General features: G+C 52.9%; 23 protein-coding genes, 1 tRNA gene and 1 pseudogene. 19 read left to right on the top strand and 6 right to left on the bottom strand.

The genetic code is table 11. From position 1 onward, the window contains the following. Positions 1–90: 90 nt before the first annotated feature. On the top strand, positions 91–1,737 hold the full coding sequence (locus HMPREF1985_RS03280; protein WP_051349045.1) for a ShlB/FhaC/HecB family hemolysin secretion/activation protein: 1,647 nt from the start codon (positions 91–93) through the stop codon (positions 1,735–1,737). Positions 1,738–1,807: 70 nt separating this feature from the next. Here HMPREF1985_RS03280 and HMPREF1985_RS03275 read toward each other — a convergent pair whose 3' ends face one another. From HMPREF1985_RS03275 to HMPREF1985_RS11270, 5 genes are all read right to left on the bottom strand, one after another. Then, positions 1,808–2,725, bottom strand: a complete 918-nt coding sequence (locus HMPREF1985_RS03275; RefSeq protein WP_021771040.1) for a BsuBI/PstI family type II restriction endonuclease — start codon at positions 2,723–2,725, stop codon at positions 1,808–1,810. Next, positions 2,691–4,178, bottom strand: coding sequence for an Eco57I restriction-modification methylase domain-containing protein (locus HMPREF1985_RS03270; RefSeq protein WP_021771039.1), 1,488 nt, complete (start codon positions 4,176–4,178; stop codon positions 2,691–2,693). Before HMPREF1985_RS03270 ends, HMPREF1985_RS03275 begins: the two co-directional genes overlap by 35 nt. A gap of 356 nt (positions 4,179–4,534) precedes the next feature. After that, positions 4,535–4,623, bottom strand: a tRNA-Ser gene (locus HMPREF1985_RS03265). A gap of 197 nt (positions 4,624–4,820) precedes the next feature. Next, the gene (locus HMPREF1985_RS03260) at positions 4,821–5,462 is read right to left on the bottom strand and encodes an HAD family hydrolase (protein ID WP_021771038.1); all 642 of its coding nucleotides are present in this window, start codon (positions 5,460–5,462) and stop codon (positions 4,821–4,823) included. A 52-nt stretch (positions 5,463–5,514) separates the two neighbouring features. After that, complete coding sequence (locus HMPREF1985_RS11270) at positions 5,515–5,676, bottom strand: hypothetical protein (protein WP_155943511.1); 162 nt, start codon at positions 5,674–5,676, stop codon at positions 5,515–5,517. 128 nt (positions 5,677–5,804) lie between these two features. Here HMPREF1985_RS11270 and queF point away from each other — a divergent pair, with 128 nt between their 5' ends. The 11 genes from queF to xylB all read left to right on the top strand — a co-directional run bounded on the left by queF (position 5,805) and on the right by xylB (position 17,146). Continuing rightward, positions 5,805–6,299, top strand: a complete 495-nt coding sequence (queF, locus tag HMPREF1985_RS03250; protein WP_021771036.1) for a preQ(1) synthase — start codon at positions 5,805–5,807, stop codon at positions 6,297–6,299. Continuing rightward, positions 6,296–7,129, top strand: a complete 834-nt coding sequence (locus HMPREF1985_RS03245) for a pyridoxamine kinase (protein WP_021771035.1) — start codon at positions 6,296–6,298, stop codon at positions 7,127–7,129. Before queF ends, HMPREF1985_RS03245 begins: the two co-directional genes overlap by 4 nt. A 68-nt stretch (positions 7,130–7,197) precedes the next feature. Beyond that, a complete protein-coding gene (locus HMPREF1985_RS03240; protein ID WP_021771034.1) occupies positions 7,198–7,857 on the top strand; it encodes a TatD family nuclease-associated radical SAM protein in 660 nt (219 codons plus the stop codon). A gap of 966 nt (positions 7,858–8,823) precedes the next feature. After that, the gene (locus tag HMPREF1985_RS03235; RefSeq protein WP_021771031.1) at positions 8,824–10,764 is read left to right on the top strand and encodes a BglG family transcription antiterminator; all 1,941 of its coding nucleotides are present in this window, start codon (positions 8,824–8,826) and stop codon (positions 10,762–10,764) included. Between the two features lie 37 nt (positions 10,765–10,801). After that, entirely contained in the window at positions 10,802–11,290 is a 489-nt protein-coding gene (locus HMPREF1985_RS03230; protein WP_231385158.1) for a PTS sugar transporter subunit IIA, read from the top strand. A 37-nt stretch (positions 11,291–11,327) separates the two neighbouring features. Beyond that, positions 11,328–12,197 (top strand): ketose-bisphosphate aldolase, encoded by an 870-nt coding sequence (locus HMPREF1985_RS03225; RefSeq protein ID WP_040636909.1) that lies wholly within the window; start codon positions 11,328–11,330, stop codon positions 12,195–12,197. A gap of 76 nt (positions 12,198–12,273) precedes the next feature. After that, positions 12,274–12,588 carry a PTS fructose transporter subunit IIB gene (locus tag HMPREF1985_RS03220; RefSeq protein ID WP_040636907.1) on the top strand — a complete coding sequence of 105 codons (315 nt, stop codon included), beginning with the start codon at positions 12,274–12,276 and terminating at the stop codon, positions 12,586–12,588. A gap of 5 nt (positions 12,589–12,593) precedes the next feature. Beyond that, complete coding sequence (locus HMPREF1985_RS03215; RefSeq protein ID WP_021771027.1) at positions 12,594–13,685, top strand: PTS fructose transporter subunit IIC; 1,092 nt, start codon at positions 12,594–12,596, stop codon at positions 13,683–13,685. Positions 13,686–13,763: 78 nt separating this feature from the next. Next, complete coding sequence (locus tag HMPREF1985_RS03210) at positions 13,764–14,843, top strand: aldose epimerase family protein (protein ID WP_081695793.1); 1,080 nt, start codon at positions 13,764–13,766, stop codon at positions 14,841–14,843. A gap of 86 nt (positions 14,844–14,929) precedes the next feature. Then, positions 14,930–15,637, top strand: a complete 708-nt coding sequence (locus HMPREF1985_RS03205; protein ID WP_040636903.1) for a D-lyxose/D-mannose family sugar isomerase — start codon at positions 14,930–14,932, stop codon at positions 15,635–15,637. A gap of 6 nt (positions 15,638–15,643) precedes the next feature. Further along, on the top strand, positions 15,644–17,146 hold the full coding sequence (gene xylB, locus HMPREF1985_RS03200) for a xylulokinase (protein ID WP_021771023.1): 1,503 nt from the start codon (positions 15,644–15,646) through the stop codon (positions 17,144–17,146). A 152-nt stretch (positions 17,147–17,298) separates the two neighbouring features. On the opposite strand, the gene HMPREF1985_RS03195 is transcribed toward xylB, so the two are convergent. Then, positions 17,299–17,949, bottom strand: coding sequence for a ComF family protein (locus HMPREF1985_RS03195; protein ID WP_040636902.1), 651 nt, complete (start codon positions 17,947–17,949; stop codon positions 17,299–17,301). Between the two features lie 162 nt (positions 17,950–18,111). Here HMPREF1985_RS03195 and HMPREF1985_RS03190 point away from each other — a divergent pair, with 162 nt between their 5' ends. From HMPREF1985_RS03190 to panF, 7 genes and pseudogenes are all read left to right on the top strand, one after another. Beyond that, the gene (locus HMPREF1985_RS03190) at positions 18,112–19,248 is read left to right on the top strand and encodes a phosphatase domain-containing putative toxin (RefSeq protein ID WP_021771021.1); all 1,137 of its coding nucleotides are present in this window, start codon (positions 18,112–18,114) and stop codon (positions 19,246–19,248) included. A gap of 36 nt (positions 19,249–19,284) precedes the next feature. Continuing rightward, the gene (gene murI, locus HMPREF1985_RS03185; protein WP_021771020.1) at positions 19,285–20,070 is read left to right on the top strand and encodes a glutamate racemase; all 786 of its coding nucleotides are present in this window, start codon (positions 19,285–19,287) and stop codon (positions 20,068–20,070) included. Positions 20,071–20,083: 13 nt separating this feature from the next. Further along, positions 20,084–20,872 (top strand): annotated as a pseudogene (locus HMPREF1985_RS03180) (PTS mannose/fructose/sorbose transporter subunit IIC); the annotation flags it as partial. A 33-nt stretch (positions 20,873–20,905) separates the two neighbouring features. Beyond that, positions 20,906–21,730, top strand: a complete 825-nt coding sequence (gene manZ / locus HMPREF1985_RS03175; RefSeq protein ID WP_040636931.1) for a PTS mannose transporter subunit IID — start codon at positions 20,906–20,908, stop codon at positions 21,728–21,730. Between the two features lie 215 nt (positions 21,731–21,945). Next, the gene (locus HMPREF1985_RS03170; protein WP_021771018.1) at positions 21,946–22,452 is read left to right on the top strand and encodes a hypothetical protein; all 507 of its coding nucleotides are present in this window, start codon (positions 21,946–21,948) and stop codon (positions 22,450–22,452) included. Between the two features lie 94 nt (positions 22,453–22,546). Beyond that, positions 22,547–22,801: a YhdT family protein gene (locus tag HMPREF1985_RS03165; RefSeq protein ID WP_021771017.1), complete on the top strand. Its 255-nt coding sequence runs from the start codon at positions 22,547–22,549 to the stop codon at positions 22,799–22,801. Positions 22,802–22,838: 37 nt separating this feature from the next. Continuing rightward, a complete protein-coding gene (gene panF / locus HMPREF1985_RS03160) occupies positions 22,839–24,278 on the top strand; it encodes a sodium/pantothenate symporter (RefSeq protein ID WP_051349048.1) in 1,440 nt (479 codons plus the stop codon). The last annotated feature ends 86 nt before the right edge of the window (positions 24,279–24,364 follow it).

The raw sequence follows: 24,364 nt of genomic DNA, 5'->3' as shown, positions 1-24,364 counted from the left end.
TGGGGCTTGATTTCCCGCTGCCGTATCAGTAAACTAGAATCAAGAGAAATAACAGGGATCATTTTTTACAGAGGGGAAGAGTCGGACTTTATGAAGGGTGCATATCGTATTGGTGCGGGCGGCGTGCTTGCGGCATGGATCGCAGGATCGCTTGCGGGCACGGCGTTCGCTGCGTCGTCGCTCTCGAAGCCGGGGCAGGATATCCGGGATCAGGCGCCGCAGGCGGAGGTCTCGATGGAGGACAACTTGCCCGTCAGGGGCGCGACGGAAGAGGAAGTGAAGTTCACGATCACGAACTTCCGCCTCGAAGCATTGGAGCTCGACCTGAACAAAAAGGAATTGACGAAGATTCTCCAGGACGGCATGGGCGCGGGAAAGACGCTCGCGAATCTCAACGCGACAATCCATGCGCTGACGGTGTACGCCCGCCAGCACGGCTACCCTGCGGCAGCGGCGTACCTGCCTTCGCAGCAGAGCAAGGACGGCATGGTGCTCATAAAGCTCATCCCCGGGCACATCGGCGACGTGCGCCTTGAGAACCACAGCAAGCTCAAGGACGACATTGCAATGGGCTTCGTCAAGCAACTGAAGGCGGGGGACATCGTGCGCACGAAGCAGCTTGAGACGACGCTTTACACGCTCTCCGATGCGAGCGGCACGCGCGCCGTCGCCGTGCTCTCGCCCGGCAAGGAGTTCGGCGCGAGCGACATCACCGTGCGCATCGAGGACGGCAAGGGCGAGAACACCATCCTGTACGCCGAGAACTACGGCGGACAGGCGACGGGACGCTATCGCTACGGCCTGCAGCACAGTCTCTACGACATCGACGGAACGGGGGCGCGCATGCAGGTCGGCGGCATGATATCGAACCAGGATCTGCATAATTACTACATCAACTACGAGACGCTTGTCGGACGCGGCGGGACGACGCTCGGACTCGGCTATAGCCGCATGGACTACCATCTCGGCGGCAAGTTCAGGGATTGGCGCGCCTACGGACGTGCGGATACGATCAGCGTCTTCGGACAGCGCCCCGTATACCATCAGAGCGACCGCGCGCTGATGGTCAAGTACGGGTATGACTACCGCAAGCTGAAGGACGATATCGGAAAGTTCGCAGGGGCTGCCGACAGCGACAAGCAGTCGCACAGCGTCCACGTCGGCGTGGAAGGCAGCGTGCGCAGCGGCTCGTTCATGACGGAGTACACGGCAACGCTCACGACGGGAACGATCTCCATGGATTCCAGCTATGCAAAGCGGCTCGGTGCGGTCGGCGGAACGGATGGCGCCTATACGAAGATGGAGGCATCGGCAAAGCTCGTGCAGGCGGTCGGCCATCGCAGCGACCTCTCGCTGAAGCTCGCGGGACAGCTCGCGAGCCATGCACTCGACAGCTCGGAACAGTTCACGCTCGGCGGTGCGAACGGCGTCCGCGCGTATCCGCAGAGCGAGGGATCGGGCGACATGGGCTATCTCGCGACGCTCGAAGCGCGCTATTACACGGACGTGCCGGGACTCGTCGCGAGCACGTATTTCGACATGGGGCATGCGAGCTACAAGTCGTTCCAGTCCGAGGGTATGACGCTCAAGGGATACGGCATCGGCCTTTCCTACAGCAAGCCGAACGATTGGTTTGCGCGTCTCGATTACGCGCGGCGCATCGGTGGCGACGAGAATCTGAGCCAGGCGGCAAAGGCAAAGGGGCGCGTCTGGTTCATGCTCGGCAAGATCTGGTAATTCCATACGGCATCAAAAAAGGGGCTGTGACAAAATGCTTTCGCATTTTATCCACAGTCCCTTTTCAATCTTATCTCGGTCCTAAAAAATTATCTCCATTCAAGTGAATCATATGATCTGGCATATCTGCAATCCATACTTCTGTTTCCCAAGCCAATTCCTCGGAGAATTTTTTATATGTTTTAAAATCAAGAAAAGCTGTAATAAACACCTTGCCTGATTTTACATTTTTAGTCATATCGGATATTTCGTCTATACGCTTCGGATTCATCGGTCCGACTGAGGTTACTGCTTCTATAAAATAAATCCAGTCTTTATCCTCACGATATAAAACAACATCTGGCATCTTGTCGTGCAAAGTTATCTCAAACTCCAGTTGCTTTAATTTCCCAACATTCTTTACCATGTCTTTTTCTGTGGTATCGCCAACATAAAGACACTCAGAATGAGGTGCAAATCGTGGGGCTAATTCTTCTATAATAGATTTTTGTAACTGATTGTGACTTCCTGATGAGAATGAGAAATCCGCACCGTTTATTTTAACTGGCATCTTTTGCATTTCTTTTTTTGAGGAATAAATATCTATTAAAGATTCATGTACGGCAGAAAAACCAACAAGTTCCTGTTGCCACTTATAAGAGCCGATACTTTTTATTAAAGAACAGGTTTCTTCTGTTAGCCGATAACGGTAGTTAGGACTGTTAGTTGATTTGCCGTTATCTTCTATTAAAGCTCCACGCCTGAAAGGGTGCATAGCCTGTTTACGGATAGTTTCCCTGCTGTTTTCAGCGTATTCTATCCCATAATGTTCTTTTGCAAATTGGATAATATCATGAATTCTTATCCATTCATTAGTAGCGTTTGCCCATTTATCATTTGGCTTTATGTTTGCTAAAGTGAGTAATGCTAAACCACACACATCTGCTAGTTGTTTTTTAGGCATACCGACAGATTCAAGAAACTCTTTCGCTTCTTCTAGCTTCGTCATTTAAATATTCCTCCAAAACATCATCACAGTATTTTTCAGATAAATCGTTTTCCTTCAATAACCGTTCCCCTAAGAAAACAATTCCATCCAAAGTAGGCATAGGCATTGTGTTTACTTCCGTTGAATTAACCTGAGTTGAACCATTAAGAATACGGTAGTATTTATCGTACAAGGTAGAATTGAATAAACAATACAAGCCGTAAACCATTGGTTTAGTGAGTTCCTTTTTGTTTCTGGCTATAAAATTCAATTTGTTTTGGGTGCTTATTTGTTTATGGTCTGGGAAATCATCCTGCAAATAAATACTGCTCTGTAATCTTCTGCTTTCTTCCTTCGTGGTAAAACGCTTTACAAAAAGGTAGTTAGTATTCATTTGTAGTAAAGCAGATTTGCGTGTATCTAAATATTCCCCGTGTTTTCCTATAGGGAATGTAATCCTGCCGTCCTGAAGATGTTGTGCAAAAAACATTGGAACATTGTCATTAGTTGGCTCATCCATCAGGTGTTCCCGTTCCCTGAAATCAACGGTAAGCCCTGTTTTCATTTTCATATCAAGAGAAGATAATGTATTATGGAAAACACTGAGCCGTTCTAAAACATCTACTTCCTCCTTATTAGTTACCAAATACACATATTGGTTATCATCATTTCCAACAACCAGTTTTTTAGGTACTCTAATATACTGGATATTATTGAAATCTGAGCTTGATTCGGTAGAAGATATTACAATTTCATTTAATTGATTTGCCTGTTTCTTTAGCTTTATAATCATGGTTTCCTGCAATACTGCTTCGTTTTCAAAAACCTTGTCGCGGCTAACAAACAGGTGAATATGCTCTATTGTGGTTTCCTTAAATAAGAATGTTCTAAAAGCCTTAAAGTATGCCCCAGATGTCCAAGAACGGGGAATGATATATACCAGTTCGCCTCCATCTCTGAGGTTTTCAATACTTTTGGCGGTAAACAGAAAATACAGATTAGGAGCACCGTAAACAACATGCTCCATCATGGTGGCTTCTTCTGCCAAACGAGGTATTTTCCTATAAGGAGGATTTCCGATTACCAAATCAGCAATAGGAAGTGGCTTTTGCTGACTGGTTATATAATTTTTTATAATCATTTTATAATTGAATTCAAAACTAACAGCAGACTTGATATATTCTAAATTCTCTTTCAGCAAGTCAAGGATAGCAGGTTCGGTTTCATAACATATCAAGGAAACGCTTTTTATAGTTGCTTCTTGTTCTAGCCGTTCCATGAGAGCAACGGTCAGGATTGCTGAACCAGTACCTGGGTCGAGAATATCCAAATGTTCTTTTTTAGGCAAAGAAAAAAGGCTTGCCATGAACCTAGCGGTTTCAAGACCAGTAAAAAACTGTCCGATCTTTTTCCGCTTAGTCTTTGGCATACCATCCAAATATTCCATAGTTTTGTTTATTATATAATCAAGCATCTTAAAACTCCTAGTTTCTTTATTGAACAGGAATATTATATCATACTGGGCGACTAATGAGGGATTTCCTTTTAGCCGAATTTTATTAATTAATTGTTTTTTTTGTTATATCCTAATTGTAGGAATATAATTGTTTTCTAGCTTCCCATTTAGCCAATAAAAAAAGAAACCAACACATAAAAGATATCAGTTTCCTTTTATTATGTTATATATGTCATACTCTCTTTCTCTCGCTCAAGCCTGTGGACAACCAAATTCCAAAATTGCAACAACATAGACAGAATTAAGCGAAACCCTCTACTAGACAACGATTTAGCAAATCGTCCTCTTCAGCCTCTTGAGCACCACTCCATATATGGCGGAGAGGGTGGGATTCGAACCCACGGTGCCGTGAGACATCACCGGTTTTCAAGACCGGCTCCTTAAACCACTCGGACACCTCTCCGAAGCTTAGGCATCACGGATAAAATGAAGTTCGTCAGATTGGCGTAGATGGTTCGCCCGAACGAGGTGGGAAACCGGATGCAGAGCAATGCTCTGTGGAGGATTTCCCGCCGGAGTGCGGGCAAAAAAGATGCGTCAAGATGGCGTGGCTGAATTTATCCGTGATTCCTTATATAGCGAAACAATTATAGCATGATTCTAGCGTACGAGCAAGCCTTCGACGCCGTCGAGCAGGAGGACATGCGGGTAAGCGGCAAAGGCGTCCGCCCGCGTCGCGCCCGTCAGCACGGCGGCGAAGTCAATGCCGGCGTGCGCTGCCGCCGCAGCATCGACCGTGCTGTCGCCCGTGTAGAGCGCGGCGTCCTTCGGCACGCCGAAGCGCTTGATCGCATGGCAAAGGCCGTCGGGCGCCGGCTTCGGTGCGATCCCCTCGTCGCTGCCGACGATGAGGTCGACGCAGTCGCGTGCGCCGTCGCGGTCAAATTTTTCTTGGATGCGGCTGCCCGTCTTGTTCGAGACGATGGCGATTTTTGCACCGCGTTTCTTGAGGGCGCGAAGCGTCTCGAGTGCGCGCGGGAAAAAGACCGTGCCCTCCGTCATGTAGCGGTCGGCGAGCGGGCGGTACGCCTCGATGAAGGCGCGCGCCTCCTCCTTCGTGCCCTTTATGATCTGCTGCACGGCGTCTGCCATCGGCAGGCCGATGGTGCGCCTTATGGCGTCGTCTGCCACGTCTGGATAGCCCGCACCCCGGAGTGCGAGATGGAAACATTTGAGTATGCCCGCTTCGGAGTTTGCGAGCGTGTAGTCGAAGTCGAAGAGGTAGAGGCGATAGTCGTTCAAGCAAGTTCCTCCTTTTTTCTTTTTCCTATCATAACATGAATGGGGATCGGACTCAAATTCTGTGACGGCGGTGCTTGATTCTTCTCCTGTGATTCGTTATCATAAAGGAGAAATCGCGTGCACCGCCGCACGCTGCCGCAGCATCGGCATCCAGGCGTGCGGCGAGGGCGTCGAGGCGGAGGAGGAATACGAGCTTTTGACGAAGCACTGCCATGCGAACTCCATGCAGATACCGCTTCGGCAGGCCGAAGCGTGCGGGGTGTTTCGAGAGGAAGTTCCTCACGGGGAGCGCGTGAAAAAGAAGCGCGCAGGATCGGGCGTCCTGCGGATGGGAGGTGCGCAATGCCACGCGACAAGAAAAACGAAGGGCTCCGCCTGCTCGGCAAGAAGCAGGTGCAATACCACTACGACTACTGCCCGGAGATTCTCGAGACGTTCGAGAACCGCCACAAAGGCCGCGACTACTGGGTGAAGTTCAACTGCCCGGAGTTCACGGCGCTCTGCCCGATCACGGGACAGCCCGACTACGCGACGATCTACATCTCCTATGTGCCGGACGTGCGCATGGTCGAGAGCAAGTCGTTGAAGCTCTACCTCGTGAGCTTCCGCAGCCACGGGGATTTCCACGAGGACGTCGTCAACGTCATCCTGAAGGATCTCGTGCGTCTCATGGATCCGAAGTACATTGAGGTATGGGGCAAGTTCCTGCCGCGCGGCGGCATCTCGATCGACCCGTGGGCGAACTACGGGCGGCAGGGAACGAAGTACGAGGAGCTCGCGGCGCACCGCTTCATGGAGCACGACCTCTATTTTATGGACAAGGTGGACAATCGTTGAGTACGAAAAAAAGGCAGAAGCGCATTGCGCTCGTAAACGACATGACGGGGTTCGGGCGATGCTCGATCGCCGTCGAGCTGCCGCTCATCTCGGCGATGCGCGTGCAGGCGTGCCCGCTGCCGACGGCGATCCTATCCGTGCATACGGGCTTTCCGAACCATTATCTCGACGACTACACGGCGCGCATGGAGCCGTACATCGCGAGCTGGGAACAGAACGGGCTCGTCTTCGATGGGATCGCGACGGGCTTTTTGGGATCGGCGGAGCAGATCGCGATCGTCTTGGGCTTCGTGCGGCGGTTCAAGAAGCACGCGACGCGCGTCTTTGTCGACCCCGTTATGGGCGACCACGGGAAGCTCTACGCATCGTATACGCAGGAGATGTGCGAGAAGATGCGACGCCTGCTGCACGTTGCCGATCTCGTGACGCCGAACCTCACAGAGGCTTGCCAGCTTCTCGGAAGGCCCTATCCGAAAGACGGCATCGTCACGGATGAAGCGCTTGAGGAGATGGCGGCGGCGCTCGCGGACGAGGGGCCGAAGCAGGTCGTCATCACGGGGCTGGACGGCGGCGATACCGTCCGCATGCTCGTCTACGAGGCAGGGCGCGGGCGCGTCTTTGCCGTGCCGAAGATCGGCGGCGACCGCTCGGGCAGCGGCGATGCCTTCGCCGCTATCGTCGCGGCGTCTCTCGTGCGCGGCGATGCCCTCATGACGGCGACGGAGCGCGCGGCGGCGTTCATCAGCAAGTGCCTTGCCTACGCCGTCGAGCTCGATCTGCCTTGGAACTACGGGCTGCCGTTCGAGGAGTACCTCTGCGAGCTGAAATAAAGCGTTTGGTGTATGCGTGCACCATGCGAGAGCATGCTGCACGCGTTTTTTGAAGGAGAACGAAAGACATGATCGTCTATGCCACGCATAAGGGCGGGCGCTACCTGCCGATGGAAGAGTCGCTGAAGGAACAGCCGGAGGGCAGGCGCGGGCTCTACGTCAACCTCACGAATCGCTGCAACTGTGCCTGTACCTTCTGCCTGCGCCAAATGAAGAAGATGGCGGAGCAGTCATCGCTCTGGCTGAAGCGGGAGCCGACGGTCGAAGAGGTCGAGGCGGAGCTCGACGGCGTGCCGTGGGAATACGTGAAGGAAGTCGTCTTCTGCGGCTTCGGCGAGCCGACGGAGCGACTTGAAGCCCTGATCGCGCTCCTGCGCTACGTCAAGGGAATGCATCCCGATATCCCCACGCGCGTCAATACGAACGGGCTTGGCGAGCTCGAGCACGGCAGGGTGTTCGCATCGGAGTTTGCGGGCATCCTGGATACTGTCTCGATCAGCCTGAACGCTTCGAATGCCGCGCGCTACCTCGCGCTCACGCGCGCGAAGTTCGGCGAGAAGTCGTACGAGGCGATGCTCGCCTTTGCGCAGCACTGCAAGCCCTACGTGCCGAACGTCGTGCTCACGATCGTTGACAAGGTCGAGGGACCGGATGAAATCGAGAAATGCCGCAAGATCTGCGCGGATCGCGGGCTGACGCTCCGCGTGCGCGCCTACGAGGATTCGTAAACGAAGTGACACATAAACGAAATAAAATATAAATGAAGTGAAAAACGGCTCTCAGACGCTCACAGACGTCATAAGAGCCGTTTTCCTTTGGGGGTCCTCATAGATAACAAATTACCTTCTTCTCTATTTAGTTGTCTGCAACGATTCCCTCTCGAGCAGGAAAGCTGCATATCGAATGCCTAGCTAAGGCAACCGTGATACCAAAATCACATTTGCACGTGCAGTTCATCCCGTCCGTTACCGATAACGATAGGCGATAGTGGAAATCCGAAGGGGGATACCCATACCAGCTACACATATCGATGGCTTCCCAGATGATGTGGGAGATACCCACGGGGGCGTCCTTCCCATCCTTTCCCGATCCTTGGCGCTATTGCTCCCTTGGCTCATGCGGCCGGCTGGCGACTCCTAGTCATCATGCTGCCGCATCCCTGCCGTGAGGAGGAATGCACTTCAATGCTGCGCCTTGTCAGGTGGTGGAGAAGCTCCGCCAAATCTTAGCTTCGATATTGCCTCACATCCTTTCGGCAGAATCCATTGCTTCGAGGAGAGCCTGTTTCGGCAGGAGCACGGCACTGCTTTCATCCTTTCGGACTGCTTGATCGCGCTTTGCATCCTATCTCCTCTTGTTACCCATAGTATAGCATAGTTGTCAGAGGATTGCAAGAGTTTTGGCAAGATATTTTCTCTATTTTTAGCGCACTTAATTATCATTTACTCTAATTATTCTTTTGAAAGGGATAACGGAAATGTGGGATCCTTGTGCTCCGCATGATCATTTTACATTGGAAGGTTGCCGGTCAAATGGCAGAGAGAGTCTCTAGCTGCGTTCGCAGGAATCAGGAAGTGTTTTCTTGTCCGATGTTTGGCGCAATGCAGACAAAATGTTCCAATTATTAGTCTATGAAAGGAGAAAAGCCGCAACTATAATAAGGATTAAGATGAAAGCGGGAGGGAGGTACGACGATGGAAGATCGGCTGAAGGGAAGGGAAGTCAAACTGCTTCTTGCTCTTGCTGAAGCGCGGGGGGCGTTGACGAGCAAGTTGCTTTCCACCTATGTGGAAAGCAGCCCGCATACCGTGCGAAATGATATGCAGGAAGTACGTAAATGGATTCAGGCAAATGGCGCCGTCCTGATTGTCAAGCCGCGGGTAGGCTATATGCTGAAAGTGGTGAACATGGAGGTTTGGCAGGCGTTTGTGCAACGGTTGCGCGGCTTGGCCAGGCGGAAAGGGCGCACATCGCAAAAAGAACGCATGAAATACATTCTTACGAAGATACTTCTCTCGGCGCTTCATCAGAAAAAGCTGAGCCAATGGGATTTGGCAGAAGAGCTGTTTATCGGTCTTACTACGCTGAAAAATTACTGGAAGGAGATGGAAGCAGCCCTAGGAGGGTACAGGCTTCGATTAAAGGCCGATCGAGAAGGGAAGATCCGAATTGAGGGCGGGGAGGAAAAAATCAGAAAAGCGATTGCGGATATGCTTTTTGCCAATATGGAAATCAGCGGAAGGCACAATGCGTTTTATGACAGCGTGTTTTCTAGGCGCGAGATTGAGTGCGTAAAGAAGATTGTCCTAGGCAGCGTGATGCACTATAGCTTTCCATTGTCCGATATAGCATTTCATGGGATTGTCATTCATATCCTCATCGTTTTGCGCCGGATTGAGGTAAAGGCAACGGTGGAATATTCTGCTGAGGAGATTTCCTTCCTGCACTCCACAAAAAGCTTCCTTGTTGCGAAGGACATTGTATCCAAACTGAGACGACAGCTTCATATTGATATCGGAAATGAGATTTTCTACATTGCGCAGCACTTGGTGGCAAGTGAGCGGATTTTTGCGCAGGATGCCTCGCTGGACCAAGAGACGAGATGCTTGGTGGCAGCTATATTGCAAAAGATAAGTGTCGAATATCATGTGGATTTTCAGCAAGATGAGACGCTTTTTACAGGGCTGCAAATCCATTTGGAAGCAGCGCTGCATAGGCTGCGTTTTAACATTGGCGTCCGAAATGAGATCTTGCAAGTGATTAAAAAGGATTTCCCGCTTGCATTCGAGTTCGCGGTCATTGCGTCTAGGATTGTGGAATCGAAGGAAAGCATCAAAACGAATGAAAATGAGATTGGGTTTTTGGCAATCCATTTCGGCGCAGCAATGGAGCGCATGAGGCTGCAAAAAAAATCCTGTGTTTTGATTTGTGACACGAGCGTGACGATGTCGCTTCTCATGAAGGAAACGATTGTTCGGCACTTTGGTGGATATATAGAAATCACAAAGATGTGTCACCGATATGAACTGACCGAAAACGAGGCAGAGAGCATGGATTTGATTATTTCTACGGTGCCGCTTCCAGAAATGGAAGCAAAAAAGAAGCAAGCCCGGATCATCTATGTGCATCCTGTCATTGGCGACTCGGATATGCGCATGCTGGAAAAGGCCATACTGGGAATGCAGAAGGCGTTCCTTCCGAATGGTCAAAGAGAGGCATTTTTTCACAGGGAGCTTTTCTTCCCGAATATGCAGGCGAAATCGAAAGAAGAGGTTTTGGGGAAAATTACATTGCACATGCTGGAGCATGGGTACATTGATGAGACGATAAAAAAGTCCATTTATGAACGAGAACAGATGTCCTCGACTGAAATTGGATCGTTGATTGCCATGCCGCATGCGCTTGAGAGTGGTGCGTCGAAGCCAGCGATTGCTGTTGCGGTCTTGAATGAGCCGGTTTTGTGGTCGTATGAGAGAGTGCAGGTCGTGTTTTGCCTGAGTATACCAAAGAGCAATGCGCGTATGTGGGAAGATATTTTCAATCGGATTTACGACTATTTTGTTCAAGGACTTGGTGTTCGCGAGCTGATTGACAATCCGAGCTTTGAGTTGCTGCTGGAACGAATCGCACAATAACGGGCATGCGATATGAAAATAGCATGGGATGTTGAGCATGATGGAAGGCGTGAAGAAGATGGCATCAAGAAAAATTGATGGAATATTGAATGAGAGACTGATTGATTTAGATTTGGTCGCGCGCAACAAACGCGAGGCAATTGAAGGATTGGTTGATCGATTGTACGAGGTGGGAAATGTAACGGACAGAGAAGATTTCATCAAAGATGTTTTTGAACGGGAGAAAGAAGGAGTGACGGGAATTGGGAACCATATAGCCATCCCGCATGGGAAATCCGATGCGGTCAAAGCGACGTCAATCGCTGTTGGGCGTGTCAAGGATGGGATTCCATGGGAAAGTCTAGACCGAGAACCGGTGCGGGTCGTTATCCTTTTTGCTGTACGTAATGCGGATACGACAAATGTGCACCTAAAGCTTTTGTCAGAGGTAGCCATGGCCTTGGCTGACGATGATACGTTGAAGCGATTGCTGGAGACGGATGACAAAAAGGAAATCATTCATCTTTTATCACAAGAGATGAATTGATATATCATTTGTGGCTTATTTTAAGGAGGGTTTTGTTATGTTGGTAACAATGAAAGAACTGCTTGAGGTTGCTCAGAAAAATCATTTCGCGGTGCCGGCCTTTAATGCAGGAACGGGTCAGCTTTTGTCCGGAATGATGGAAAGCGCCGAGGAAAAAAGGGCGCCGGTCATTATGGCGGTTCATCCGGATGAATTGAAGTTCCTTCGGGATAGTTTTGTAAGCAGTGTTATTTACGAAGCCAATCATACCAAGGTTCCTGTGGCCATCCATTTGGATCATGGCGGCACTTATGAACAGTGCCTGCATGCGATTCAATTAGGCTTTACATCGGTCATGATCGATGGTTCGCTCTTGCCATTTGAAGAAAATATTGCTCTTACGAAAAAGGTTGTTGCTGCAGCCCATCCGCTTGGTGTTACCGTTGAAGGTGAACTGGGAACAATCGGGCAGACGGGTGATTCGATTGAAGGCGGCGTGACAAAAGTTACATATACCAATCCGGCAGATGCGAAACGCTTTGTTGAAGAAACGGGTGTCGATGCTTTGGCAATCGCGATTGGCACGGCGCATGGGATTTATCCGAAAGGTTTTGTCCCGAAGCTGAAGCTGGATTTGCTTACGGATATCCGCCATGCCGTTTCCACGCCCCTCGTGCTTCATGGCGGCTCCAGCAATAAGGATGAGGAAATCGCTGAATCGGTAAAGCGCGGTATCTGTAAGATTAACATTTCCAGTGACATCAAGTTCAGTTTCATGAAGGGGGTTGAGCAATATTTGAACGATAAAGGCTTTGAGCGTGAGCCCAATGTAATTTATCCGTCATGCATTCGTATGGCCAGGGATACGATGGAGGAAAAAATGGCATTGTTTCATGATGTGGACCAAGTGAAATGCTTCTCGCTGTGAATGAACGCCATGCTGCTTTGCATGCCATTGTTGCATGAGAAGCATCTTTGGGACAATCCATTGGGAGGGAAAACCTATGAATATTGTTGGGATCTCAGCGTGTGTTGCAGGAATTGCACATACTTATATAGCGAAGAAAAAATTAATTCAGGCAGGAGAGCAAGCAGGCCATAAGATTCATATTGAGACGCAGGGAACGATTGGCACGGAGGATGCCTTGACACCCGAGGAAATTGAAGCTGCGGATATTGTTGTTCTTGCTGTGGATATTCAAATCAAAGGAAAGGAACGGTTCGACGGGAAAAAAATTGTTGAGATACCGACGGAGGTGGCCATTCATTCACCAACAGCCTTGGTCAAAAAGTTGGAAGAGATTGCACAAAAGGAGTGAGATAAATGGCAAATTTTCAAATACGGAAGCATGTGATGACGGGAATTTCGTTTATGATCCCATTTGTTTGTGCTGCTGGCATGCTGATGGTAATCGGCAATGTCTGCGGAGGACATGCCATTACGGACTACAAAGCGGGATTCTCGCTTCCGGATGCGCTTACTACATTGGGCGGGAATGGCTTGGGGATGTTGCCTGTATTCATTTCTACCTTCATCGCCTATTCCATTGCTGACCGTCCTGGCATTGCACCGGGGTTTTTGCTTGGACTGTTATGCAAGGCGAGCGGCTATGGCTTTTTGGGCGGCTTGCTGACTGGGTTCCTTGGCGGCTGGTGCGTTAATTATTTGAAAAGAGTAATCCGAGTGCCATCGTTTATGGAGGGAATTGTTCCGCAAATGATTCTTCCATTGCTCACTACGATTCTTGTCGGCGTATTCATGCAATACGTTGTCGGTGTTCCGATTCTTGTTCTGACCGATGGGATATACGCGTTACTGACGAGCATGCAAAGCTCCGGTGGATCGGTCATCGTTCTTGGGCTTGTGCTGGGAATCCTGTCTGCCGTTGACTATGGCGGTCCGATTAACAAGGTGACGTTTGTTTTCGTCATGCAGTTGATGACGCAAGGGATTGGCACTCCAATTTCCGTTTTGATTTCTGCTTCCATGATTGCACCATTTGGCTTGACGATTGGTTATTTCCTAAGCAAGGCGACAAAGCGTACATTGTTCTCTGCGCAAGAAAAGGATGCGCTGAAATCGGCATTCCTTATGGGGTGTTGCCAGATTACGGAAGGCTCCTACCCCATTATCCTAAATGATTTGCTTCGTATCACGATTTGCACGGCTGTCGGTGCAGCCGTGGATGGGGCACTCGTTATGTACTGGCAATGTGCTTCGACCGTACCGGCAGGCGGTTTCTTTGCGCTCCCTGGCATTGCGAATCCCGGACTTTGGCTGTTAAGCCTTTTTGCTGGATCTGCAGCGTTTGCGATTTGTCTGCAGTTCCTCAAGCATAAGGCAGAAGATGAAGTCGTTTCGGTTGAGGAGAAGGAAAAAGAACTCGACTCGTCACAAATCAAGATTTCTGGATGATGAAGTCATGGCAAAATGGAAGTGCGTCAACTTGGATGCGGTTCAATGGCGCATTTCTGTTTTGGAAGGGGAATTCTTGTGATTGAAAATGAAAAGTTGGGTGCCTTTCGTGGATTGGAGCTATGGGAGTATACCATGAAAAATACTCATGGTATGGAAGTTTCTGTCTTGAATTATGGGGGAATCATACGTCGCATCATTTATCCGGACAAGTTCAATTACAAAAGGAATAGAATCTTGGCCTATGAAGATATAAGCCTGTATGAAGAAAATCCTATGTTTTTGGGCACTGTGATAGGTCGAGTGGCAGGGCGCATAGCAAATGCGAGCTGTCATCTTCCCAATGGGCCGTCTTTGCATTTTGAAAAAAATGAAGGAACCTGTAGCCTGCATGGTGGGGATGGAGGATTCCATCATTGCTTTTGGCACATCATCCCAATAGAGGAGGACAGAGAGGATCGGCTGGTTCTCGATCATGTCGATTTGGAGCACGATGGCTGGCCGGGCAATCTGAACGTACGTGTAACCTATTCCCTGAATGAATCGGATGAGTTTCGTATACACTATCATGCGGACAGCAATAAAATTGGACTATGCAATATGACAAGTCATATGTACTTTAATCTGGATGGCATAGGTGCATCACCGACCATATTAGACCATGAACTAAGTCTGCAGGCAGACTGTGTTCAATCGGTAGATGCGAAAACGATACCAACCGGTCAATTTATTTCCTGTGCTGATGAGAAGATTTTTGATTTCAGAACCTTGCGTCGCATAGGGGAATACGGGATGGATGCGCATCTGCAGCAAAAATTGGTTCATGGTGGATATGATCATGCTTTTCGTTTTGCTGGGAAGGAACATATCGGGAAATTACTGTCTCGCAAATCTGGTATTTGCGTGGATTTTCAGACGAGCGAGGAATCTGTCGTAGTGTATACCTGCAATAAGGTTCAGAGCAAGATTTTACTGGAAGAGGGGAAACTGATACCTCATGCCGGCATTGCCTTGGAGACGCAAGCTCTTCCAGATCGGATCCATTCGGAATCCCCTGAAAGGGTGATCATAGCACTAGGCCGACCATATGATAGTGAGACCGTATTTTCTTTTTCAAACATACGGAATTCGAGAAGCATTCCTTTGCTGTTTTTGTGAAGGGGATGCGAACAAAAAGAAGCCAAGCAGCTGGATGAATTCGTGATTCCGAAAATTCGGATATTATATACTATAGGAGGATGAAAATGAAACGATCAGATATTAATCAAATCATTCAGTATACCATCCAGGCAACGGAAGATTTTAAAATTCCGTTGCCGCCGTTCGCTTATTATACGCCAGAAGACTGGAGAAAGGTTCAGGAAGATGAGGAAGAGATTGTCGATAACATGCTTGGGTGGGATGTTACAGATTTCGACACGAATGATTTTTTGCATACCGGGCTGACCGCATTTACTTTTCGGAATGGGAACTACAAGCACAAAGACAGGTATCCGAAACCATATTGCGAGAAACTTCTCTTCGTTCGGGATGGACAGATTCTTCCCTTTCATTTTCATTGGTACAAGATGGAAGATATTATCAATCGTGGGGGAGGCGACCTGCGGATTGTATTGTATAATTCGGATGAAAATGAACAACTTTCGGATACGCCGGTTAAGGTAAAAGTAGACGGCAAAAAAATTGTCATCCATGCAGGTGGCAGTATCGTCTTAAAACCTGGACAAAGTGTCACATTAAACCAAAAGCAATATCATCAATGGCAAGGTATTCCGGGAACTGGGGATATTGCCCTGTTTGAGGTTTCGATGACCAATGATGACCGGACAGACAACCGCTTTCTTCATGCGCAGTCGCGCCTGCCAAAAGTGGAAGAGGACGAGCTTCCCCAGCATTTGATGTTCAAAGACTATAAAGATTACATTGCCTATGGCAAACGCTCCGGGAGGTGATACGCAATGGAGTATTTTCTCGGCATTGATATAGGCACATCGAATACAAAGGCGGTTATTTTTGATCGGGCGTTTCATGTTGCAGCAAAGGGAAATTCCAGTTATGCGCTGGACCAACCGAGAAATGGCTGGGCAGAACAGAATCCGCTTGAATGGAAGAAAGCGGCAAAAAATGCCATTTCCCAGGCAATGCGTGAAGGCAAGATCGATGCATCCGATTTCATTGGCATAGGCATGTCAGGGCAAATGCATGGCTTGGTCATGTTGGACGCAGAAAACAATGTATTGCGTCCTGCTGTCCTTTGGTGTGACCAGCGATCGGTTGCTGAATGCGAGGAAATGACAGAGCGAATCGGGAAAAATGCGTTAATAGCAACTACGGCAAATCCAGCGCTTCCGGGGTTTACGGCATCAAAGATTCTTTGGGTAAGAAAAAACGAGCCTGCAATTTATGCGCGATGCTCCCATATCTTGCTGCCGAAAGATTATTTGCGTCTGTTGCTCACCAATCGTTATGATACGGAAGTGTCGGATGCAAGCGGCATGCAGCTTTTGGATGTTCCCGCTCGTCAGTGGTCCGCTGAAATTTTAGAGCGACTGGAAATCCGCCCGGAGTGGTTGCCGAAGCTGCATGAATCTGTGGCGATTACGGGATACGTTACAGCAGAGGCGGCAAGATATTTCGGATTGGCAGAGGGAACGCCGGTCGTTGGCGGGGCAGGGGACAATGCGGCGGCGGCAATTGGCACGGGGACGATAAAAGCAGGACGCGCTTTTACGACAATCGGCACATCCGGCGTATTGCTGACGCATACGGATGCACCGCGTATTGATAAGGAAGGGCGCGTGCATACGTTTTGCCATGCCGTGCCGAATGCGTGGATTACCATGGGGTGCACGTTGTCCGCTGGCGAGTCTTTGCGCTGGTTTTTGACAAAAGTGCTTAAAGGCGAAATATCGGTATCCCAAGCTATGCGCGAAGCAGAGGCATCGCCATGCGGCGCGAACCGTCTGCTCTATTTTCCCTATCTTATGGGAGAGCGATCGCCAATCCTGGATTCGTATGCGCGTGGTATGTTTTTTGGATTGTCAGGGATTCATACGCGCGGGGATGTAATTCGCTCCATTTTGGAAGGCGTATCCTATTCCTTGAAGGATTGCCATGCGGTTTTTGAGCATATGGGAATCGCGTTCTCTTCTATGAAGGTTTGTGGCGGTGGCGCTGGAAGCAAGCTGTGGAGAAGCATTTTGGCCAATATGTATAATTGCAAGGTCTTGGCTGATGATTATGCGGAAAATGGAGCGCTGGGAGCCGCCATTTTGGCAGCGGTTGGCGTAGGCGCGTATTCATCCATCGATCAGGCATGTAGCTGCGTGGGTTTTGCAGATACGATGAAGCAACCGAACCCAAGGGATGTGGCATATTATCAGAAGGGGTATGGATTATATCAGAAAATCTACCAAGATGTGAAAGAAGACTATCGCATTTTGTCGGAGATGACATCGTAATATTCTTTTTGCTTTGGTTCTATGGCAGTTTGCAATGAATCCATGGCAATTCTTCTTTTCGTATTTTGTGTGTCAAATCCATTTTACGAGGAAGAAAAGCCATGGGTTTTTATTTGCGAGGCAGGGATGCCGCTCTTGTTTTTGCGCTATGGTTACGCGTGGTCGCTCGCGAGAACGAGCAGATCGATCCGCGCGGCGCCGCCTTTCTTCAGCAGATGGGCGCAGGCGGTGAGCGTCGCGCCTGTCGTCAGGATGTCGTCGATGAGGAGGATGTGCCTGCCGCGGATCGCGATGGGCTCCGCAAGGGCAAATGCGCCGCGAAGCGCCGCTTTGCGTTCGTGCGGAGCGAGCCCGTAGAGCGGCGGGGTGGGTCTCGTGCGGGCAAGGGCGCGGAGGATGGGGATCTGCTGCGCTGCGAGGTAGGCATGAAAGATCGCCTCCGCTTGGTTGAAGCCGCGCTCGCGTTCGCGCGCGGCGTGAAGCGGAACGGGAACGGCGAAGTCGGCACGCAGAAGCGGCAAGCCGGCGGCAAGGAGCGTGTGAAAGGCGGGGAGGAGGGCGCGCTTCCTTCCGTACTTGAGCGCGCGGATGACCGGCTGCAGCCCTTCGTGGTACGGCGCGACTGCCCATGCTTCGTGCACGATGGCGGCGAGTGCGGGCGGCAGCGCGAGGCGGTGCGGCCGCAGGACCATTTGGCGGCAGGCCGCGCAGAGCGTGCCGCGCGTTTCTACGTAGGCGCGGCAGAGCGGACAGCGCGGCGGGAACAGAAAGTCGAGGAGGAGTGATACGGGGGAATGAGCCATAGCGATCCTTCTTTTACGAAATACGAGGATACGAAATACGGGGATGCGTTTATTATAGCACGCCGTATTTCGGATTGTGCGCTATATGTGCTATAATAGAGCATGTGTTTTGCTCGCTGCGGACGGCATCGAGCGGTGCGACAGCAAAGAGGAGGGTTTCAGATGATGGAGTTTTCTGGAAAAGGGGCAGTCCGCGTCGCCGGCGTGCTGCTTTTTGCCGGTGCGCTTTGCATGGGCGCGCAGGGCGCGGCGGATGCGGCGGATGCGTCTGCTCATGAGAAGGCGGATGTGCAGGCAGAGGGCATGCAGGCAGAGGGCATGCAGGCAGAGGGCATCCTTCAGGCGATAGATCCGCGCGATTTTGAGGGCTTCGTCTGGCGTCTCGACAGTGCGGGGAAGACGGAGCTCCCCCGCCATTTCCGCACGGCGCAGGACGCCTTTCATGCGCCTGCGAAGCGGTTTCATCTCGCAGCGGGCTATGTGCCGTCGCGTGAGGGGCTGGATTCCCTTTCGATTTCGGGCAGTGCCGCTTTTACGCCTGCGCAGCTTAAGAACGTCGTGGCAAAACTGCGCGAAAAGACGGCAGGGCCGATCTACGACGTCGACCTGCGGCAGGAATCGCACGGATTTCTCGACGATATTCCCGTGAGCTGGTACGGGCGGCGCGACTGGGCAAACATCGGCAAGAGCCACGGCGCCGTGCGCGCCGACGAGCGCCGCCGCCTGCGGGCAGCGTGTGGCCACACGGCGTACATCGCCCCGCTCGATAAGCACAAGCTCCCGAAAGGTGGCACGGTGCGCCGCGTCATGCGCTATGCGACGGAGCGGGAGGTCGCCGAGGCGGCAGGCATGCGCTACGTCCGCATCACGGCGACCGATCACGTATGGCCGAGCGCGGAAGAGATCGACCGATTCATTCGCTTTTACCGCACCGTGCCGAAGGATGCATGGCTTCACTTTCACTGCGAGGCGGGCGTCGGGCGCACGACGGCATTTATGGTCATGACCGACATGATGAGAAATCCGGGCGTCCCGCTCGGCGACATCCTCTGCCGCGAGCATGAGATCGGCGGGTTTTATTACGGCGCTTATCCCATCGAGGCGGGAAGCGATGCCGATTGGAAGACGCCGTATTACGAAGAGAAGGTTCGCATGATGGCACATTTTTACCAGTACGTGCAGGCGTGCTATGCGGACGGCTATCGGACGTCTTGGTCGTCTTGGCTGAAAGCGCATCCGCCCATAGAGCCGGTTTCTGAAGCAGGGGGAAGCGGCTTTGGCGAAGTGCGGAGGAAATGAAGCTGCCAGTATGGGGTCCCTTGGGAGGGGTAGGAATTGAAGATCGCGTTTTTTGATTCGGGGCTGGGCGGGCTTTCCGTCCTGCACCATGCACGAAAGGCCATCCCGTGCGCCGACTTTCTTTTTTACGCCGACGAGGATCACGTGCCGTACGGCGAAAAGAGCCGCGCCGATATCCTGCGCTACGTGACGGAGGCATTCGACTTTCTCGTCGGCGAGGGTGCGGACGCGATCGTCGCCGCGTGCAACACGGCGACGTCTGTCGCGATCGCGGACATGCGCCGCCGCTATGCGATTCCCATCATCGGCATGGAGCCTGCGGTCAAGCGCGCGCTCGACCTCGATGGAAGCCGCCGCGTGCTCGTCGCGGCGACGCCCGTGACGGTCAAGGGCGAGAAGCTCCGCCTGCTGCTCTCCCGCATCGACCATCGCCATCTCGTCGACTGCATCGCGCTGCCGCGCCTCGTGACGTTCGCCGAGCGCGAGGAATTTCGTTCGGAAAGCGTCACGGGCTACCTGCGGGAGGCGCTCGCGCCGTTCCGGCTCGAGGACTACAGCGCCTTTGTGCTCGGCTGCACGCATTTCAATTACTTCAAGGATACGCTTCGCGCGCTCCTGCCCACAAATGTCTGCTTCGTTGACGGCAACGCGGGCGCAGTGCGCGAGCTCATCCACGAGCTGGGCGGCGAGGCGGCGCTTCCGCAAGCGGGCGAGAGCAGGACGCGCTGCTACTATTCCGGGCGTCCCGTGACGGATGAAGCAACGCTTGCGCATATCGCGCGCTGCATGAAGCGGCTCGACGAAGTTTACGCGCTTGCATAAGGAGGGGTAATGTATGACATCCGTTTCCTTTATCCTGCTCATCGTCGTCGCGGCTATCGCGGGCATGGGCTCTGTCCTCGATGAAGCGCAGTTCCACCGTCCGCTCGTTGCCTGCACGCTCACGGGGCTTGTGCTCGGCGACATGACGACGGGCATCCTCCTCGGCGGCACGCTCGAAATGCTCGCACTCGGCTGGATGAATGCCGGTGCTGCCATGGCGCCGGACGCCGCACTCGCATCCGTCGTCTCGACGATCCTCGTCATCGCCGGGCACCAGAGCATCGGTGCGGGCATCGCGCTCGCCGTTCCGCTCGCAGCGGCAGGCCAGGCGCTCACGATCTTCGTCCGCACGGTCACGGTCTTCTTCCAGCATCTCGCCGATCGGTTCGCCCTTCAGGGCAGCGCGTCTGGCATCGAGATGTGCCATGCCGCAGGCCTTTTCCTGCAGGCGATCCGCGTCGCCGTTCCTGCTGCCATCGTCGCGCTCGTCGCCGGCACGGATCCAGTCCATGCCATGCTCGGCTCCATCCCAGAGGTCATCACGCGCGGGCTGCAGGTCTCGGGCGGCTTCATCGTCGTCGTCGGCTATGCGATGGTCATCAACAAGATGAACGCAACGCCATTCATGCCGTATTTTCTCCTCGGCTTCCTGCTCGCCGTCTTCACGAACGTCAACCTCATCGGCATCGGCGCGGTCGGCCTCATCTGCGCGTACTTCCACATCAAGGGGCTTGCGCGCGATCCCGCTGCGCAGGATCCGGGCGGCGGCACGGGAAATGCCGTTGATGCCGTTGACGATAGCGGCGATTCGGATTGGGTGCAAGGGGGCGGCGCGATGGATAGGAAAGTATCCAAGGGCGATCTGATTTCCGTTTTTATCCGGTCCAACTTCCTGTCCGGCTCCTTCAACTTCGAGCGCATGCAGGCGATCGGCTTCTGCGTTTCGATGATCCCGGCGCTCAGGAGGGTCTACAAGGATGACCCCCAAGCGTACCGGGAATCCTTGCAGCGCCACCTCGAATTCTTCAACACGCAGCCGTTCCTCGCGACGCCGATCATGGGCATCATCGCCGCGATGGAGGAAAAGAAGGCAGTCGGCGCGGCCATCAGCAATGCGGCGATCTCCGGCGTCAAGGTCGGTCTCATCGGGCCACTCGCCGGCGTCGGCGATCCGATTTTTTGGGGAACGCTGCGCCCCGTCCTCGCCGCACTCGGCGCAGGCATCGCATTGACGGGCAGCATCGTCGGCCCCTTGCTGTTCTTCGTCGCATTCAACCTCATCCGCTTGCTGACGAATTGGTACGGTGTCATGTACGGCTATGCCAAAGGCACGGAGCTCGTCGACGAGATGGGCGGGAACAAGATGCGCTGCCTCACGGAGGGATCTTCCGTCCTCGGCCTTCTCGTCATGGGCGCACTCGTCGCGAAGTGGACGACCGTCAACATGCCGCTCGTTCTCTCGACGTACACGGACAGCAGGGGCGAAGTCATCGCCACGACCGTGCAGTCGATCCTTGACAGCCTCATGCCGGGCATCGTTCCGCTCCTGATGACGTTCGCGTGCATGTACTTCCTGAAGAAGGGCGTCAACCCGCTCATCCTCATCTGCGGGCTCTTTGCCCTTGGTATCGTCGGCTACGCGGCCGGTCTCTTTGCATGACGTGAGGCTGAAGGCTAAAGCCATAAAGCCATAAAGTCCTGTCAAAAGGCAGGGCTTTTTTCTGCGTGCCTTGCTTCTTCGGCTCGTATCTCTCGTATCTTGGGGAGGATTTTTGCTCATTTCTCGCGAAATAGAAATATAGAACGATTCAGAAGAAGGATCCGAAAGAAATACGATTAAGGAAGCAAATTCAGAAGCAAAAAGGAGGAATCCCCATGCGAAAGCATCCATGCCTTGCCGCCCTCCTGCTCGCTGTGTTTTTGGCAGCAGGCGGAATCTTCCTGCCGCGCGCGGAGGCGGCGTTCGGGCTTTCCGACCCGCTGGACGGCGACCCGAACTACCCGCTCACTTACTCGCACGCGAACTCCTTTGAGTACCTCGATCTCTCCTCGTGCACGGTGCGGCAGGAGGACGGCGACTACTACTACGCGGTTGGCTATGTATCGATCCTTGCGGATGTGGAGGGCAACCACAGTTCCTACAAAACGCGCTGCTACCGCTTGGTGAACGATGGGAAAATGCTGCAGTGCTCGCAGGACGGCACGAATTGGACGCCCATCCCTTACTATACGAGCACCGGGGTACGGAAGTATATCAAGGAGCACGGCTATATGGAATACATCCGCAGGTATCACGCCTTCGCTTACTTCATGTTCAAGCGGGCATTCCGACAGATCTATCAGCGGGAATATCCCGACGGGATGAACGGGGAGGTCATGTAGCACATTTGCCTATGGACGAAGGGGCATTCCTGTGCTATGATTCTCCTTGACGGTACGCGCTGATTCGGGCGCGACTGTACAAGGAGGCATAAAAATGAATGATTATGAGAAGTACCGGCAGGTACGAAAAGAAGCAGCGGCCACAGGGCTGCTGCTTCTTGTGCTGATCGCCGCGTGGATCCTTCTGGGATTCGGGCTTGCGCAGGTCGATGTGGAGCTTTTTGGCCTGCCCCTTTGGGTATGGACGTCGACGGTCGGCTTTTGGCTCTTCGCCGTGGCAGGCGTCGCCGTGCTCGTCCGCATCGTCTTTTGCGACATGGATCTGGAGGGGGGCGGTCCTCGTGGGTGAGGGTCGTCTCTCGGCGCTCGCGCCGCTCCTTCTCTTTATGGCGCTCATGGTCGCCATCGGCCTTTTCGTGCGGCGACGCGCGGCGCACGGCAGCTTCGTCGCGCAGTACTTCATCGGCGGGCGCGACCTCGGCGGATTCGTGCTCGCGATGACGACGGTCGCGACGTACAGCTCGGTGAGCTCGTTCGTCGGCGGCCCGGGCATGGCTTTTTCGGTCGGCTTCGGTTGGGTCTACATGGCCGTCGTGCAGGTCACGGCGATCTTCCTCGTGCTCGGCGTATTCGGCAAGCGCGTCGCGCTTCTCGCGCGCCGTTTCGACGCGGTGACGGTCGTCGACCTCATTCGCGCGCGCTACGGATCGGATACGCTTGCCGCGCTCTCGGCGTTCGTCATCGTGCTGTTTTTCTGCGGGACGATGGCGGCGCAGTTCGTCGGCGGTGCGAATCTCTTTGCCACGGTGACGGGCTATTCCTACGGGACGGGACTCGTGCTCTTCGGCCTCGTCGTCGTGCTCTATACGGCGATCGGCGGCTTTCGCGCCGTCGCGTTTACGGATACGTGCTGCGCGCTCGTGATGATGGCGGGCATCGTGCTGCTTCTTTCCTACGTGCTCCATGCGGGCGGCGGCTTTTCCGCGATCCTAGCGCATATCCGCGCCGCGCATCCCGCCATGCTCACGCCGCTCGCGGACGGGAACATGCCGGTGGGGCTGTATTTCACGCAGTGGCTTCTCGTCGGCATCTGCACGGTCGCACTGCCGCAGTCGGTCGTGCGCGGCATCAGCTACAAGGATACGCATTCCCTGCACCGCGCGATGCTCATCGGCACGTTCGTCATCGGCTTTATGAACATCGGCGTGAATTTCACAGGGATCCTCGCGCACGGCGTGCTCACGGGGACACCGGCGGATTACGGCGGCGTCGACTTCGTCATCCCGCAGGCGATCGTCCACGCGCTGCCGCCTGCGCTCGTCGGATTTGCGATCGTCGGCCCGCTCGCGGCGTCGATCTCGACGATTTCGGGGCTTCTCATCGTCGCGGCGTCGGCGCTCGTCAAGGACGTATTCTTGCATCACGCGAAAAAGAGCGGGCGCGAGGTGAAGCCGCGCACGCTTCGCCGTCTCTCTACCCTCGTGACGGCGGGTCTCGGCACGCTCGTCTTCCTCATCGCGCTCACGCCGCCCTCCTTGATATGGCTCATTAATATGTTCGCATTCGGTGGGCTTGAGACGGCGTTTTTCTGGGTGCTGCTCTTTGGGCTTTACTGGCGCCGCGCGAATCGTCTTGGCGCGCTTTTCTCGATGGCGGGGGGGACGGCCGTCTATTGTGCCGCGCAGTATTTTGGGCTGAAGGTCGCAGGGCTTCACCCGATTGTGACCGGCATCACCGCGTCCCTCTTCCTCTTTTTGCTCGGGACTTTCTTGGGAAAACAGGAAGGGGAACAAAACCGGTTCCTCTTTTTCCCGAAGAAGGGATGAAACGGTCCTATGTCCTATGCTATAATGGATCATCTGATAGGGTTGGATTGGCATCCGCATGGAAGGAATGGAGCGGGGAAGAGCAG

The organism is Mitsuokella sp. oral taxon 131 str. W9106 (genome assembly GCF_000469545.1).
In the GTDB taxonomy this organism is placed as follows: Bacteria; Bacillota; Negativicutes; order Selenomonadales; family Selenomonadaceae; genus AWVT01.
The sequence above is the reverse complement of the archived record's forward strand: the minus strand, read 5'-3'. Positions and strand labels throughout refer to the sequence as shown.

Bases quoted from the DNA above. Each gene is read 5' to 3' on its own strand.
- HMPREF1985_RS03280 (WP_051349045.1), top strand. From the start codon at position 91: ATGAAGGGTGCATATCGTATTGGTGCGGGCGGCGTGCTTGCGGCATGG.
- HMPREF1985_RS03275 (WP_021771040.1), bottom strand. From the start codon at position 2,725: ATGACGAAGCTAGAAGAAGCGAAAGAGTTTCTTGAATCTGTCGGTATG.
- HMPREF1985_RS03270 (WP_021771039.1), bottom strand. From the start codon at position 4,178: ATGCTTGATTATATAATAAACAAAACTATGGAATATTTGGATGGTATG.
- HMPREF1985_RS11270 (WP_155943511.1), bottom strand. From the start codon at position 5,676: ATGGCAGTGCTTCGTCAAAAGCTCGTATTCCTCCTCCGCCTCGACGCC.
- queF (WP_021771036.1), top strand. From the start codon at position 5,805: ATGCCACGCGACAAGAAAAACGAAGGGCTCCGCCTGCTCGGCAAGAAG.
- HMPREF1985_RS03240 (WP_021771034.1), top strand. From the start codon at position 7,198: ATGATCGTCTATGCCACGCATAAGGGCGGGCGCTACCTGCCGATGGAA.
- HMPREF1985_RS03235 (WP_021771031.1), top strand. From the start codon at position 8,824: ATGGAAGATCGGCTGAAGGGAAGGGAAGTCAAACTGCTTCTTGCTCTT.
- HMPREF1985_RS03230 (WP_231385158.1), top strand. From the start codon at position 10,802: ATGATGGAAGGCGTGAAGAAGATGGCATCAAGAAAAATTGATGGAATA.
- HMPREF1985_RS03225 (WP_040636909.1), top strand. From the start codon at position 11,328: ATGTTGGTAACAATGAAAGAACTGCTTGAGGTTGCTCAGAAAAATCAT.
- HMPREF1985_RS03220 (WP_040636907.1), top strand. From the start codon at position 12,274: ATGAATATTGTTGGGATCTCAGCGTGTGTTGCAGGAATTGCACATACT.
- HMPREF1985_RS03215 (WP_021771027.1), top strand. From the start codon at position 12,594: ATGGCAAATTTTCAAATACGGAAGCATGTGATGACGGGAATTTCGTTT.
- HMPREF1985_RS03205 (WP_040636903.1), top strand. From the start codon at position 14,930: ATGAAACGATCAGATATTAATCAAATCATTCAGTATACCATCCAGGCA.
- xylB (WP_021771023.1), top strand. From the start codon at position 15,644: ATGGAGTATTTTCTCGGCATTGATATAGGCACATCGAATACAAAGGCG.
- HMPREF1985_RS03195 (WP_040636902.1), bottom strand. From the start codon at position 17,949: ATGGCTCATTCCCCCGTATCACTCCTCCTCGACTTTCTGTTCCCGCCG.
- HMPREF1985_RS03190 (WP_021771021.1), top strand. From the start codon at position 18,112: ATGATGGAGTTTTCTGGAAAAGGGGCAGTCCGCGTCGCCGGCGTGCTG.
- manZ (WP_040636931.1), top strand. From the start codon at position 20,906: ATGGATAGGAAAGTATCCAAGGGCGATCTGATTTCCGTTTTTATCCGG.
- HMPREF1985_RS03170 (WP_021771018.1), top strand. From the start codon at position 21,946: ATGCGAAAGCATCCATGCCTTGCCGCCCTCCTGCTCGCTGTGTTTTTG.
- HMPREF1985_RS03165 (WP_021771017.1), top strand. From the start codon at position 22,547: ATGAATGATTATGAGAAGTACCGGCAGGTACGAAAAGAAGCAGCGGCC.
- panF (WP_051349048.1), top strand. From the start codon at position 22,839: ATGGCGCTCATGGTCGCCATCGGCCTTTTCGTGCGGCGACGCGCGGCG.